This is a genomic window from uncultured Streptococcus sp. (genome assembly GCF_963528215.1).
In the GTDB taxonomy this organism is placed as follows: Bacteria; Bacillota; Bacilli; order Lactobacillales; family Streptococcaceae; genus Streptococcus.
In genome coordinates this window covers 1-13,951 of the sequence record NZ_CAURVL010000036.1, presented here as the reverse complement: position 1 = coordinate 13,951, position 13,951 = coordinate 1, and the positions used below count along the sequence as shown (strand labels likewise).

Annotated in this window: 14 protein-coding genes and 1 pseudogene; 14 read left to right on the top strand and 1 reads right to left on the bottom strand. The window is 44.9% G+C overall.

Translation table 11 applies throughout. The features are described from left to right. Positions 1-228 (top strand): annotated as a pseudogene (locus tag RWS24_RS09925) (dihydrodipicolinate reductase); the annotation flags it as partial. 58 nt (positions 229-286) lie between these two features. On the opposite strand, the gene RWS24_RS09920 reads toward RWS24_RS09925, so the two are convergent. Continuing rightward, positions 287-3,388 carry an LPXTG-anchored zinc carboxypeptidase gene (locus RWS24_RS09920; RefSeq protein WP_314367096.1) on the bottom strand — a complete coding sequence of 1,034 codons (3,102 nt, stop codon included), beginning with the start codon at positions 3,386-3,388 and terminating at the stop codon, positions 287-289. Between the two features lie 255 nt (positions 3,389-3,643). Here RWS24_RS09920 and RWS24_RS09915 point away from each other — a divergent pair, with 255 nt between their 5' ends. The 13 genes from RWS24_RS09915 to RWS24_RS09855 form a co-directional block, all read left to right on the top strand. Continuing rightward, complete coding sequence (locus tag RWS24_RS09915; protein WP_002893729.1) at positions 3,644-3,910, top strand: ACT domain-containing protein; 267 nt, start codon at positions 3,644-3,646, stop codon at positions 3,908-3,910. 10 nt (positions 3,911-3,920) lie between these two features. Then, entirely contained in the window at positions 3,921-5,258 is a 1,338-nt protein-coding gene (locus RWS24_RS09910) for a PFL family protein (RefSeq protein ID WP_314367094.1), read from the top strand. A 132-nt stretch (positions 5,259-5,390) separates the two neighbouring features. Next, positions 5,391-6,287, top strand: a complete 897-nt coding sequence (locus RWS24_RS09905) for a hypothetical protein (RefSeq protein WP_314367092.1) — start codon at positions 5,391-5,393, stop codon at positions 6,285-6,287. 136 nt (positions 6,288-6,423) lie between these two features. Continuing rightward, positions 6,424-7,125, top strand: a complete 702-nt coding sequence (locus RWS24_RS09900) for a histidine phosphatase family protein (RefSeq protein ID WP_314367090.1) — start codon at positions 6,424-6,426, stop codon at positions 7,123-7,125. A 99-nt stretch (positions 7,126-7,224) separates the two neighbouring features. Continuing rightward, positions 7,225-7,923: a histidine phosphatase family protein gene (locus RWS24_RS09895; RefSeq protein ID WP_314367087.1), complete on the top strand. Its 699-nt coding sequence runs from the start codon at positions 7,225-7,227 to the stop codon at positions 7,921-7,923. Next, on the top strand, positions 7,910-8,698 hold the full coding sequence (locus tag RWS24_RS09890) for a M15 family metallopeptidase (protein ID WP_314367084.1): 789 nt from the start codon (positions 7,910-7,912) through the stop codon (positions 8,696-8,698). The genes RWS24_RS09895 and RWS24_RS09890 overlap by 14 nt, the downstream gene beginning before the upstream one ends. Before the next feature lie 218 nt (positions 8,699-8,916). After that, complete coding sequence (locus RWS24_RS09885) at positions 8,917-9,240, top strand: PadR family transcriptional regulator (protein WP_314367081.1); 324 nt, start codon at positions 8,917-8,919, stop codon at positions 9,238-9,240. Further along, complete coding sequence (locus tag RWS24_RS09880; RefSeq protein WP_314367078.1) at positions 9,240-9,812, top strand: DUF2812 domain-containing protein; 573 nt, start codon at positions 9,240-9,242, stop codon at positions 9,810-9,812. The genes RWS24_RS09885 and RWS24_RS09880 overlap by 1 nt, the downstream gene beginning before the upstream one ends. A gap of 41 nt (positions 9,813-9,853) precedes the next feature. Then, a complete protein-coding gene (locus RWS24_RS09875) occupies positions 9,854-10,693 on the top strand; it encodes an ABC transporter ATP-binding protein (protein ID WP_314367076.1) in 840 nt (279 codons plus the stop codon). Further along, a complete protein-coding gene (locus tag RWS24_RS09870) occupies positions 10,686-11,414 on the top strand; it encodes an ABC transporter permease (protein ID WP_314367072.1) in 729 nt (242 codons plus the stop codon). Before RWS24_RS09875 ends, RWS24_RS09870 begins: the two co-directional genes overlap by 8 nt. Before the next feature lie 163 nt (positions 11,415-11,577). Then, positions 11,578-12,612: a heat-inducible transcriptional repressor HrcA gene (hrcA, locus tag RWS24_RS09865; RefSeq protein WP_314367099.1), complete on the top strand. Its 1,035-nt coding sequence runs from the start codon at positions 11,578-11,580 to the stop codon at positions 12,610-12,612. A 34-nt stretch (positions 12,613-12,646) separates the two neighbouring features. Beyond that, positions 12,647-13,183, top strand: a complete 537-nt coding sequence (gene grpE, locus RWS24_RS09860) for a nucleotide exchange factor GrpE (RefSeq protein WP_314367070.1) — start codon at positions 12,647-12,649, stop codon at positions 13,181-13,183. Between the two features lie 377 nt (positions 13,184-13,560). Then, a partial coding sequence (locus RWS24_RS09855) for an Hsp70 family protein (protein ID WP_314367067.1) occupies positions 13,561-13,951 on the top strand: 391 nt, incomplete at its 3' end.

Genomic DNA, 13,951 nt, shown 5'->3' with positions numbered 1-13,951 from the left:
GGCAAGGTCTATCGTGAAAATGACGGAGATATGTGTGATTGGGAAATTACTGGTGTGCCAAATCTAGTCTTCTCAGTCAGCAAGCCTGATACTGTAGCTTTGACCTGTGCTACCATTGTCAATCGTATCCCATCTGTGTTAGACGCACCGGCAGGTTATGTAACTTCAGAGTTGGCGCGTGACTTGGCCTATCCGACCTATCCTCTTCATACCTATGTGGAAAAATAGCAGAGCTTATAACTAAAAATACACCTCCCGTATCAATTGGGAGGTGTGTTTTTAAGTATTAGTCTTCCTTCTTCTTTAAGAGGAAGAGTCCAGCTGCTCCTGCAATTAGGAGTCCAGCTAGAGTAAAGCTGGCAGTTGTTTCTTGGCTTCCGGTCTCTGGCAGAGTCTGATTGTTGTAGGTCAGAGTTACTGTCTGAGCTGGCGGATTGACAGTGGCAGGTGTCCAGTCAAGGACAGTCTGACTTGGCGCTTGATAGGTTGGATCAGGTGTCGTAGGACTCGGGAGGTCAGTCAGCTCGGCCAACTGGCTGCCAAAGATAGCATTGGAAATCCAGCGGTAGAAATGAACAGGGTGAAGGCGGTTAGTCGGATTGCCGGCGTAGACAAAGAGAGGCTTCTCGTTATAGGTACCAGCAATGGCTACGACTTTGTTGGCTAGCTGCTCATTGCCAGGCCACCAGCCAGCGATATAGAAGTCACTTCCGGCAATGCTGGCAAGAGTTCTAAAGTTGGCAGGAATCTTGGCAATCCAATTACCAGAGTTGGAGTAAAAGAGTCCATCCTTCTTGTAGCCGCTGGTCAGCGGGTCTTGGTCTTGTATAACGGCCTTCATCAGACCTTCATAGTCACTGCCGTTCTTGAAGCGCTCAGCGTCAAATCCATCTAAGATTCCTAGTTTTTCCAAGCGCTGCATAGCAGAGCCTCCGACAACGATAGTTGGCTTGAGTCCGACAAGAGACTTGTCATAGTTGTTGCTTTCAAGGACGATGACGTCAGCATCTTCTGGGCGATTGACGATTTCAAAGCCCATATTCTTCAGAGCTAAGGCAGTATGAGCTGGTGCGTCCACACCTGCCCATGAAAATTGATGCGGTGGTGCGTAGACTTTTAGAGGCTTCAGAGTTGGTCCCTGTGGAATCTTATAGAGGGCATCACCGTAAATGGCATAGCGATTCAGAAGGCTGGTAAAGGTCGGTGTATCAACAATATAGCCATCGTCTGTCAGATAGACCTTTTTTTCTTCTGAAAGCGCTTGATTGACGGCCTTAACGGCACTTTCAGACGTATTGGCAATGACATAATAAGGCGCTTTATTGTCAACCTGGCTAGTACGGGTAGCACGGAGGGCTGTCACCTCTCCTAGCTTGCCTTCAAAGAGCTTGTCGCCAAAGACTGGCTGAGCTTTAAAGCCTTTCATATCAGGGAAGTTGACGACTAACTCTGCATACATAGCTACCCACTTGGATTCATCTGAGCCTTTGTAGAGGACATGATTGGCATAGCCACGCTTAGCTTGCGCCATATCGACAACCAGATCACCTTTTTTATAGTTGCCGCTGTCTTCCTTGAGTTCTTTGACAAGCACACCGTTGCGCTTGAAATAGTCAATCATATTAAAGGCTTCTTGGCTATCGTTATCTTTATCTAGCCCCATTGGGATGACATAGTAGTCTGGGAAGAATTTTTCCTGGCCTTTTTTAATCCTGCCTATAACCTGACCATCAGGTCCGACGAGTTCATTTTCTGCCTTAGGATCTTCAACTTTATTGATACCGCGCAGGTAGAAGTTGAGACGCATCTCCATGAGCTTGTCGGGGTTCTTAGCGAGATAGTCAAGGCCTCCTAGGACCGCATAGTATCCAGCCTTGTAGGACTCTTGATTGCCCTCTGGAATTTCGATAGTATGCCCTAGGATACCATGGTACATGGCATAAACAGCTGTGTAGCCTGAGAAGGAATCATCCCATCCGTCTCCCCAGTCGAGTTTAGGAATGATGTATTTATCATAGCCAGAGTTGGCAACGCCGGCCCGCCCCATATGATGGGCATTGTCCAGCATGAGGTCTGCCAAAAGGTCATATTCAAAGTTAGGATCATGCGGCGGGGTTGCTGGCTCAATCAGGAATTCCTTGACAAAGCCATGGATATCATAGAGGGCAATTGGGTTCCATTTGTTAATCAATCCAGCAACGGTGCGGGTTTCAGGATTGGCTTGGTAGCCAGTATCTCGGTTAGGGTCAAGGCCATTGGCCAGAGCCCGCGTGTTGAGGACATCGCCGTCAGGGTTCTCCGTAAAGTCAAAGAGGAAGATAAACTTCTTCAGTAAATCTTGGATGTTGAGAGTGACAAGTTTTTCAGAACCATCGGCAGCACTTGTTTTGAAGCTGACTTGGTCTTTAGTTGCAAAGGTCTTAAAGAGACCTGTGATAATATCAATCCCCGGCTGTTCATCAGCGTGGGTGTTGTTAATGAGCACAGGCAGTTTATAGTCTAGGTTGCCATTTTTGAGAGCTGCCAGCATCTCTGCTGGTTTGGTCAAGGCCTGCGGATTAGTTGTGCTGAGGTAGTCGTCAATGCTCTTTTGGTCAGAACTGATGATACCCAGCTTGATATCACGACCCTGAGCGCTCTTTCCTATGTTCTCAATCTGTACCAAGCGGTCCGTTTTAGCATCCTGTCTGCTCTTTTCAATAGATGCCAGCATTTCCGCATGGCTGTGGAAGTCTTCGTAAGGGCGCAAGATGATATTTTTACGAATGGTCAGTCCTAGGTCCTGACTTCTACCGACCAATTCATGGCTACCGATAAAGTTTCGATAGGTCCGGCGGATATTGTTGGGAGAGCGTAGGCTGAGATCTTGTCCGAAAAGTTCCTTAAACTGCAGATTCAGATGAAGGTCATTTCCGTCGGCTTTTTCCTCGATAGTGAGAAAAGGTTGCCCAGTAAAGGTGCCAGTGTCCATGTTCCAGGTTTTCCAGTCGGCAATCGGTTTATTGTCCAGAGTCCAGGTCAGCTTACCCGCCTGAGAAGCCTGTCCTTGGACGGTATCCTTGAGCTCTGCAGACTCAGACATATAAACGGTGCCATCAGCCAGCTGGGTCTTAGCTTCTTCAGAAGCAGCTACTCTTGGTTGACCTGCGGCAGAAACGGCAGAATTCTCAGCAGCAGGAGTCTGTTCTTTTTCTCCTGTCTGATTTGGAGCAGCTTGAGCAGCTTCTGTTGCAGGAGTGACAGTCTCTACCTGATTGGCGGCCGGCTGTGACTCAGTGCTGTTATGCTGGTCAGCCGCGGCCTTGCCCTGAGCTAAGACAGCCATCAATACAGCGGCTGATAAACTCAAAGCCTGAGTATAGAGACGCTTCTTGTATGAATCGTTCATTAGGAAATCTCCTTTGTGTAAAATATTCTATATTTAGTATAACAAATATCGAAAGCGCTTTCAATTAAAAATAGAAAAAACATACAAAGATGCCCCAAATAGTCTATCAGATGAATCGCTGAGCATAGGGGGATCTTCCTTGTTCCGAGTACTATTTGCAATATCCGAACCTTCTACCTTTATTTTCTGAAATAGTATACAAAATCCTCGAATTTATGCTACAATGAGACAAACTAAAAATGATTGGAGCCAAGCATGAAAGCAATTATTACCGTTGTCGGAAAAGATAAAACAGGGATTGTAGCCGGAGTTTCTACTAAGATTGCGGAGCTGGGGCTGAATATTGACGATATTTCCCAAACTGTTTTGGAGGAATATTTTACCATGATGGCCTTGGTGTCAAGCGATGAAAAGCAAGATTTTACGGCCCTTCGCAATGAGTTTGAAGCTTTCGGCCAAGAGCTCAACGTTAAAATCAACATTCAAAGCGCAGCCATTTTTGATGCCATGTACAATATCTAAGGAGTGAAGGATGGATATTAGACAAGTAACAGAAACCATTGCCATGATTGAGGAGCAGAATTTTGATATTCGGACCATCACCATGGGCATTTCACTCTTGGACTGTATCGACACAGATATTGATCGGGCGGCGGAGAAGATTTACCAAAAAATCACGACCAAAGCGAAAGACCTGGTGGCAGTTGGGGATGAAATTGCAGCAGAGCTCGGGATTCCTATCGTCAATAAGCGGGTCTCAGTGACTCCGATTTCTCTGATTGGGGCAGCGACAGACAGTAGTGACTACGTGCCTTTGGCCAAGGCTTTAGACAAGGCGGCTAAAGAGATCGGTGTTGACTTTATCGGTGGTTTCTCTGCCTTGGTCCAAAAGGGCTATCAAAAAGGCGATGAAATCCTCATTAATTCTATTCCACGCGCTTTGGCTGAGACGGACAAGGTCTGCTCCTCTGTCAATATCGGTTCAACCAAGACCGGTATTAACATGACGGCGGTTGCGGATATGGGGCGTATTATCAAGGAAACGGCCCAGCTTTCTGACATGGGGGCGGCCAAGCTGGTCGTCTTTGCCAATGCGGTAGAGGATAATCCCTTCATGGCAGGCGCCTTCCATGGTGTCGGTGAAGCAGATGTGGTCATCAATGTTGGTGTTTCTGGGCCAGGTGTTGTCAAGCGGGCCTTGGAAAAAGTCCGTGGTGAGAGCTTTGATGTGGTCGCTGAAACGGTCAAGAAAACGGCCTTCAAAATCACCCGTATCGGTCAGTTAGTCGGTCAGATGGCCAGCGAGCGTCTGGGCGTCAAGTTCGGGATTGTTGACTTGAGTCTGGCTCCAACACCGGCAGTCGGAGACTCAGTGGCCCGTGTCTTGGAAGAAATGGGCTTGGAAACAGTTGGCACTCATGGCACGACAGCGGCGCTTGCCCTGCTCAATGACCAAGTCAAAAAAGGCGGTGTCATGGCCTGCAATCAGGTTGGTGGTCTGTCTGGTGCTTTCATTCCTGTGTCAGAAGATGAGGGCATGATTGCAGCTGTGCAGAATGGCTCGCTCAATCTAGAAAAGCTGGAAGCGATGACAGCTATCTGCTCGGTAGGTTTGGATATGATTGCCATTCCAGAGGAGACACCTGCTGAAACCATTGCGGCCATGATTGCGGATGAAGCAGCGATTGGTGTTATCAATCAAAAGACAACAGCTGTGCGGATTATTCCGAAGGGCAAGGAAGGCGATATGATTGAATTTGGCGGGCTCTTGGGAACAGCTCCGGTCATGAAGGTCAATCAGGCTTCGTCAGCAGCCTTTATCGCGCGGGGTGGTCAAATTCCAGCGCCCATTCACAGCTTTAAAAATTAAAAAGCTAGATTTGAAACAGCTTTTAAGAAAGCATTATAAAGGACAGCTATTCAGTTTCCCAGTAGGAGTTTGCGGGATTGAGTCTAGCTGGATGCTTGAAATGTAGGGGATTATAAGGAGATTGTTTAGGTTATGAATAAAAGAGAGCTAGCTGAGCTGGCCCTTGATTTAGGTTTGAATTTTGATAAGGAGAGCGGCATTATATATGGCCGTAGAAAGGATTATGCTTTTTATCTAGAGACCATAACAGATGGCGATGAATTTGCGATTTTCTTTTCAGTCAGATGTGAGCAGGGTTATATTGGTCGAGATACCTTGGAAGCTCTGATCAACGATTCCGAGGTCTTGATTGATTTTGAGAGAGCTGGCTATAGCCTAGCCTGTCAGATTTTGGCTAATCAAGACCGAGATTTGCTGCCGGACATTTTGGAGGAGGCTATCGAAGACTGCACCCGCTACTTTGAGGAGCAAGGGCTGGTTAGCGCCTGTGAGAAAACCGGTGAAACCGGAGATGTAGACTTGTATCAGTTCAAAGGAGATTGGCTCTTTCTCACGCCATCTAGCTATGAGCGGATGATTTCCATCTCACAGGATAAGGTGACAAAGCGCTCCCTTCCTCATCAAAGTCCGCAGAAAATACATTATTTTCTGGGGATTGTCGGGACTTTCTTGACTAGCTTGCTTGGTGCATGCCTTGTCTTCTTCCTGACAGGTGCATCCTTGGCCATGGGTTTTATATCAAGTTTTACACTGCTATTTAGCATTGCTTGTTATGAAAAGTTTGTCAAAGGGATTTCTATTTTAGGAATTGTGGCAAGTTTCTTTTTTACTTTAGCAATGAGCTTTGTAGCTGTTCAAATCGGTTATGCCAATTCTTTTTACCAAGGGGAAGGCAATATTTTGCAAGCCATTATCGCGATTAATAAAGCCGCTTTATCCGGACAGTTTGGTCTTAATTATTGGCTCCATTACCCCTTTATTTTGCTAGGATGTATCAATGCCGTAAAAGTTCATGTTAAGTCTCTATAGTTGATTAGATGCTGATTTCACGATCAGCCGCTGTCTATCATAGCGGAGAACTGAGTTCTCCCTCTTCTTTATCCTAAAGAATTAGAAGGCCTTTTTCAAAATTTACTATAACAAACAAAAATAAAAGAGGTAAACTATGTCAAAAACAAGACTCTATGTTATCCGTCATGGCAAGACCATGTTTAATACTATCGGCCGGGCACAGGGCTGGTCTGATACGCCTCTGACTGCCGAAGGCGAGCGAGGTATTCGTGAGCTGGGTATCAGATTGCGAGAGTCTGGCTTGCCTTTTATCAAGGCTTTTTCAAGTGATAGCGGCAGGACCATTCAGACCATGGGGATTATCCTAGAGGAGCTGGGTCTGACTGGCCAGATTCCCTATCGCTATGACAAGCGCATCCGGGAGTGGTGTTTCGGAAGTTTTGATGGTGCCTATGGGGGTGAGCTCTTTCATGGCGTTATCCCACGAGTTCTTAAGACGGATAATTACAAAGAGCTCAGTTGGCCGGATTTGGCGAATGGTCTGGTAGAAGTGGATTCGGCTGGCTGGGCTGAGCCTTGGGACAAGCTTAGCGGTCGGATTTTAGAAGGCTTTGAAGCCATTGCTAGAGAGGTGGAGTCCTCTGGCGGTGGCAATGCTCTGGTCGTCAGCCATAGCATGACCATTGGTACCTTGGCTTATCTGGTTGATGAGAATATCACGAAAAATCCTAATGTCGACAATGGCAGTGTCACAGTGTTGGAGTATGAAAATGGTCGCTTCAGCATTCAAGCCTTGGGAGATGTGTCTTACCGTCAGATCGGCGCAGCTATATTGGACCGAGAAAATCAAGAATGAGCGGGAGTTTTGAGACTCCTGCTTTTTGCTTTGAAAGCCAGATGGCGCCAATTTCTTCATAAAATGGTATAATATGAAAAGAATAACGGAGGAAATGAAATGGCAAAAACAAGATTATACTTGGTTCGTCATGGCAAGACCATGTTTAATACTATCGGTCGGGCTCAAGGCTGGTCTGACACCCCATTGACTGAAGTTGGGGAACGTGGCATTCATGAGTTGGGCATTGGCCTGAGAGAAGCTGGGCTTGATTTCAAATTGGCCCGCTCCAGCGACAGCGGCCGGACTATTCAGACCATGGGCATCATTCTAGAGGAGCTAGGATTGACAGGTCAGATTCCTTATACCTTTGACAAGCGGATTCGTGAATGGTGTTTTGGCAGTTTTGATGGCGGTTATGATGGGGAACTCTTTATGGGTGTGATGCCTCGGGTTTTCAATATTGAGCATGTCCATCAGCTCAGCTATGCTGAGTTGGCAGAAGGTCTTGTAGAAGTCGATACAGCAGGCTGGGCAGAAAACTGGGAAAAGCTTAGTGGCCGAATCTGGGAAGGTTTTTCAGCCATAGCTGAGGAGCTGGAAGCTGCTGGCGGCGGCAATGCTCTTGTAGTCAGCCACGGCATGACCATCGGAACCTTTGTCTATCTAATCAACCGAACTCAGCCTCATGGTTTGGACAATGGCAGTGTGACGGTTGTAGACTATGAAGACGGTAAATTCACAGTAGCTTGCATCGGAGACATGTCTTATCGTGAGACTGGTGCCAAAGTAATGGAGGAAGAAGTTGAAGCGCGCTAAACATCGCAGAGAAAAGAGAAAATCAAAGTCTAAGAAGATTGGGTTAACGTTTTTGTTTTTAATCGTCTTGTGTCTGGCAGCTGGAGGAACGGCGATTTATTTCCGTCCGTCCTTGTTACAAGAACTGCTTGCAAAGATTCAGTTTTCGGGTTCGTCTAGCAGTTCTGCTACGAAGGGCTCTTCTAGCTCAGAGAGTTCGCAGTCTGATTTGCCCAAGGTGTCTTCTACTGACTGGAATTTGATTTTAGTCAATCGTGACAACCAGCAAGAAGAAAAGACACCTGATCTGACTCAGATTGGTGAGATCCAGGTCGATAGCCGCATTGCTGAAAATACTCGGCAATTTCTAGCAGCAGCCCAGGCGATAGCTCCTGAAGAAACTTTAATCTCTGGCTATCGCAGCCGAGCTGAGCAGGAGGAACTCTATAACGAAAAAGTTGCTGGGGAAGTCGCCAAAGGCTTGTCAAATGAAGAAGCAGTCAGCATCGTGCTGAAGCAGGTGCAGCTTCCAGGAGCCAGCGAGCATCAAACGGGCTTGGCTATTGATATGAGCGCTCCAGAAGGTCAGGAGGATGAATTGGCAGCTAAGATTGCCCAACTAGCTCCGCAGTATGGCTTTGTCCTTCGCTATCCGGATGGCAAGAGTGACATTACCGGAGTTGACTTCGAGAATTGGCATTACCGCTATGTCGGTGTGGAGAATGCCCAGTATATGCAGAAGCACAATCTGGTTCTGGAAGAATATATCGTCCTACTCAAGGTAGCGGGAAAATAAAAAAGTAAGTCAGGTGTTCCTGGCTTTTTTTATGCTGATTTATCAGGATGCAGCTCTCTAATCCTTTTAACTTCTAATCGAGCCAACTACAAGTATTGAAAGATAAAAATGAATCACTTTCTGTAAAAAATATTTATAAATCCTTGACAACTATATCGGACTACGATATAATTTTTGTATCAAGGTTCGATATATCGAGGTGAAAGTGAGATGAAAAGATGAGTGGATTGACAGAAAAGCTTAGGAGAGTCTATGTGCCAATGACAGAGACAGGTTTTTATATCCTCTTCTGCCTTCAGAAAGAGAGGCACGGTTACAGTATTACTCAAAAAGTCAAGCAATTGACAGAAGGACAACTATCTATCAGCCCGGGAACCATGTACGGAACCTTGGCAAAGATGGAAAAAGATGGTCTAATAGCCTTTGTTCGCGAGGAAGAAAAGAGAAAACTCTATTCTATCACGGAGCTTGGGAAAGAGATTTTGGAGTTGGAAATCCAGCGGATTGAGCGCCTTTACCGCAACAGTAAGGAGGAAGTTTGATGGAAGAGAAAATTATCTATAAGATCTTTACTATTGCAGACTATGACAGAGAAGCGGCTTATTTTAAAAAAATGCATTGCCAAGGCTGGAAATTGAAAAAAGTAAGTTATTCTCCCTTTCTTGTTGCGGTTCGCTATACTTTTGAAGCCTGCCCGCCTCAGGAAGTGGCCTATCAATTAGATTTTCGCCCCATAAAGAAGGCGGAGCAAGAATCCTATTATCAGCTTTTTTCAGATTGCGGCTGGGAGCATATTGCAAACTTTAATCAATTTTCTTATTTCCGCAAGCCGGTTTCTCAGATTGATGCAGATAGTGATCTTGAAATCTATAATGACGCTTGGTCTAAGCTAGAGATGGTCAAGCGTTTGCTTGTATGGAGGTTTTTACCAGCCATCATGGTTTTGTGTGTCACGACTTATCTCATTCTAGATATTTCCCAGAAAAGTTTGAAAGCAAGTCTATTATTCAAATCAATCTTAGCAATAGACTGTGTTATATTGCTCATTCTGTTCTGCCAACTGGTCCATATTGCCTTGCGTTTTTGGAAAATGAGGCAGGAACTGAAAGATTGATTGCAGTTTTGTTAAATACTGTTGTGAAAGCGAGGAAAACAATGAAAAAGACCATTATTGAAGTGCAAGGCTTGAAAAAGAAATTCAAGGAACAAGAAGCCTTGGCAGGAATCGATTTTTCCATCCAAGAGGGAGAGATTTTTGGCTTTCTAGGGCCTTCTGGATCCGGTAAAACCACGACCATCAATATCTTGACTGGTCAGTTGTCTGCAGATGCTGGAGTAGCTCAAGTGCTGTCTGCACCGGTTGAGGAGTTAAAAGCAGAAGTGCTAGAGCAGATTGGTATTGTCAGCGATGGCAGTGGTTTTTATGAAAAGATGTCACTTTATAAGAATCTCAAGGCCTATGCTATGATCTTTGGTGTTGGTATGGAGAAAGTCGACCAACTCCTCCGAAAAGTGGGGCTTTATGATAGCCGCAACAAGGTGGCTGAAAAACTATCTACGGGTATGAAACAGCGCATGTTACTGGTGCGTGCCTTGATTAATCGACCTAAACTGCTCTTCTTGGATGAACCGACCAGTGGTTTAGATCCGTCAACCTCTCGCACCATTCACGAATTGCTACTGGAACTAAAAGCGCAGGGGACAACTATTTTTCTGACGACTCATGATATGCAGGAAGCTACCCTATTGTGTGATCGCTTGGCCTTGCTAAGTAAAGGAAAATTAGTTGAAGTAGGCAGTCCGCATGAAATTATCCAAAAGTATAATACAGATAAGAAGGTTCGTTTAGAATATGTAGACTTGACGACGAAGACGGTGGCCTTTGAGGAACTGCAAGGAGGCTTGGATTTGTCCAATGTTATCAGTATTCATTCCTGCGAACCAACTTTGGAAGATGTTTTCATCACTTTGACAGGAGGTACCTTAAATGTCTAATAAATTAAAAGGTATGATTTGGCTGAGAGGTCAAGTGACGCTAGCTAATAAAAGTATCCTATTGCAGGTTTTCATGCCGATTTTCCTCATTTTTCTCTATAAATTTATTTTTTCTCTGAATGGAGCTGGTAAGGAAATTGGAGCGGATAAACTAGCTACTATGTTGCTTACGATCTCTCTGCCTTTCTCTCTAGCCATGTCTGTTGGAACACCAATCATCATCATCCTAGCTGAGGAAAGAGAAAAACGTAATTTACAAAGTTTGCGCTTGGCTGGTGTGACAGCTGGTCAATACATTCTCTCTGCCTTAATCTGGCCAGCGATTATTGGAATTTTTTATATCGTTATTACCCCACTTTTGGTGGGAGCTAAGCTTTCTAATCATCTGTTCAGCTATGGTTTGGTTCTCTTATTGACCATGCTGGTCTTAATTTTCTTCTTTTTAATGGTTGGTCTGTTTTGTAAAAATCAGGTCATGGCACAATCCCTTAGTGTTCCAGCCATGCTCTTGGCGGCATTTATTCCTATGTTTTCAAATATGAGCGAGGAGTTATTTAAAGTGCTGCGTTACAGCTTTATGGGCCTTTTTAGTAGTTATATGAAAGATTGGTCTCATTTCCATTTATGGAGCGGAGAATTTTTGGCTCTGCTAGTTTGGTTGCTTCTTTTTGCAGGAATTTCTTTCTATTTGATGCGCCATTTGCAAATCCTGGAGGATTAATCTAGGTCGCCAGACTGATTTTTAGCACTCTTGTAAAAAGAGTGCTAATTTTTTGAGTTTTTGTCTTGACTTTGGTGTGGAAGAGTGTATAATAGAATCATGAGTTAGCACTCGAGGTTGTTGAGTGCTAATCGACAGCAGAATCTTGATTGGAGGTGATGCCGTGGTCACGGAGCGTCAAAATGAGATTTTGAATTTGATTATTGATATCTTTACCAAGACTCACGAGCCAGTCGGCTCCAAAGCCCTGCAGGATTCCATCAATTCCAGCAGTGCCACTATCCGAAATGATATGGCGGCTTTGGAAAAGCAGGGGCTTCTGGAAAAGGCGCATACGTCTAGCGGCCGTAAGCCTAGTGTGGCTGGTTTTCAATACTTTGTCAAGCATTCTCTGTCCTTTGATCGTCTCGCTGAGAATGAACTCTATGAGGTTATCAAAGCCTTTGACCATGAGTTTTTCAACTTGGAGGACATTCTTCAACAGGCAGCGGATCTTTTGACCAAGCTCAGTGGATGCACGGTTGTTGCACTGGATGTAGAACCCAGTCGGCAGCGCTTGACAGCTTTTGATATCGTTGTGCTCAGTCAGCATACGGCTCTGGCAGTCTTCACCCTGGATGAGTCCAATACTATCACCAGTCAGTTTATGATTCCGCGCAACTTCCTAAAAGAAGACCTGGATAGGCTTAAAGGCCTGGTAAGGGAGCGGTTCTTGGGTCAGACAGTGCTGGACATCCATTACAAGATTCGGACGGAAATTCCGCAGATTATCCAACGCTATTTCACTACGACGGACAATGTCATCCAGCTCTTTGAGCATATCTTTGGTGATATTTTCAAGGAAAATGTGATTCTGTCTGGCAAGGTTCAGCTCTTGGAATTTTCAGACCTGTCAGCTTATCAGTTTTTTGATGACCCGCAGAAAGTAGCCTTTGAAATTCGCGATAGTTTGGCTGAAGATCAGATGCAAAGCGTGCGCGTGGCAGACAGTAGAGAAAACTGTTTGGCTGATTTGACGCTGATTTCCAGCAAATTCCTGATTCCTTATCGAGGCTTTGGGGTGTTGGCAGTTGTCGGTCCGGTCAATCTTGACTACCAACGGCTGGTCAGTCAGATGAATGTCGTCAACCGCGTACTGACTATGAAACTGACCGACTTCTATCGCTATCTGAGCAGTAATCACTATGAAGTCCACTAAATATAGTATAAATATTCCTAAAAGGAGGTGCCTTGTGGCAAAACATAAACAAGAAGAACATCCAGAAGATGTAGAAGTAAAAGAGGAAGTTGTAGAAGCAGCTGAGCAAGCTGAATCAGCAAGCCCTGAAAAATCAGAATTAGAACTAGCTAATGAGCGGGCAGAAGATTTTGAAAACAAATATCTCCGTGCTCATGCAGAAATGCAGAATATCCAGCGCCGAGCAAATGAAGAACGCCAGCAGCTGCAAAGATACCGCAGCCAGGATCTGGCAAAAGCTATTTTGCCTTCGATAGATAATCTGGAGCGCGCACTTGCCGTTGAAGGTCTGACAGATGATGTCAAAAAAGGACTGGAAATGGTGCAGGAAAGCTTGATTCATGCTCTCAAAGAAGAGGGTATCGAAGAAATCCCAGCTGACGGAGCTTTTGACCATAACTATCACATGGCTATTCAAACAGTTCCAGCTGACGATGAGCACCCAACTGACACTATCGCGCAGGTCTTCCAAAAAGGCTACAAACTTCATGACCGTATCCTAAGACCAGCAATGGTGGTTGTTTATAACTAGGAGGTAAGTCAGAAATCTTTGATTTCGTTGACGCACCCCCGCAAGGCTGATTAGGCTGGTCACGAGCGTTTGCGAAGTGAACTGCCAATCAGCTACTGCGTATAATTTCGACTTCTCGTGTCATAACTTACATAAAAGAAAACTTGTCCGAAACGACAATAAACTATGAAGGAAGAAAACATTCGTTCAGCTTTGTTTTTAATGAGCGAAGCGAACCAAAGACGATACTCTTCGCCGTGGCGCTATTCGCGCAAACTTTGAGACCTTAGGCTCAAAGTTTAGTCAAAGAGATTGACGAAGTCAAGCTCTGACGGCGCCGCCACTTAAGAAGAGTATCAAAAAGAAAAATAGAATATAAAATTTAAGGAGAAAAACACATGTCTAAAATTATCGGTATTGACTTAGGTACAACAAACTCAGCAGTTGCAGTTCTTGAAGGAACTGAAAGCAAAATCATCGCAAACCCAGAAGGAAACCGTACAACTCCATCTGTAGTTTCATTCAAAAATGGTGAAATCATCGTTGGTGATGCTGCAAAACGTCAAGCAGTTACAAACCCAGATACAGTTATCTCTATCAAATCTAAGATGGGAACTTCTGAAAAAGTTTCTGCAAACGGAAAAGAATACACTCCACAAGAAATCTCAGCTATGATTCTTCAATACTTGAAAGGTTATGCTGAAGAATACCTTGGTGAAAAAGTAACCAAGGCTGTTATCACAGTTCCAGCTTACTTTAACGATGCTCAACGTCAAGCAACTAAAGACG

What these genes read in the sequence shown, in the direction of transcription:
- RWS24_RS09920 (WP_314367096.1), bottom strand. Translation starts at nt 3,388, where the DNA reads ATGAACGATTCATACAAGAAGCGTCTCTATACTCAGGCTTTGAGTTTA.
- RWS24_RS09915 (WP_002893729.1), top strand. Translation starts at nt 3,644, where the DNA reads ATGAAAGCAATTATTACCGTTGTCGGAAAAGATAAAACAGGGATTGTA.
- RWS24_RS09910 (WP_314367094.1), top strand. Translation starts at nt 3,921, where the DNA reads ATGGATATTAGACAAGTAACAGAAACCATTGCCATGATTGAGGAGCAG.
- RWS24_RS09905 (WP_314367092.1), top strand. Translation starts at nt 5,391, where the DNA reads ATGAATAAAAGAGAGCTAGCTGAGCTGGCCCTTGATTTAGGTTTGAAT.
- RWS24_RS09900 (WP_314367090.1), top strand. Translation starts at nt 6,424, where the DNA reads ATGTCAAAAACAAGACTCTATGTTATCCGTCATGGCAAGACCATGTTT.
- RWS24_RS09895 (WP_314367087.1), top strand. Translation starts at nt 7,225, where the DNA reads ATGGCAAAAACAAGATTATACTTGGTTCGTCATGGCAAGACCATGTTT.
- RWS24_RS09885 (WP_314367081.1), top strand. Translation starts at nt 8,917, where the DNA reads ATGAGTGGATTGACAGAAAAGCTTAGGAGAGTCTATGTGCCAATGACA.
- RWS24_RS09880 (WP_314367078.1), top strand. Translation starts at nt 9,240, where the DNA reads ATGGAAGAGAAAATTATCTATAAGATCTTTACTATTGCAGACTATGAC.
- RWS24_RS09875 (WP_314367076.1), top strand. Translation starts at nt 9,854, where the DNA reads ATGAAAAAGACCATTATTGAAGTGCAAGGCTTGAAAAAGAAATTCAAG.
- RWS24_RS09870 (WP_314367072.1), top strand. Translation starts at nt 10,686, where the DNA reads ATGTCTAATAAATTAAAAGGTATGATTTGGCTGAGAGGTCAAGTGACG.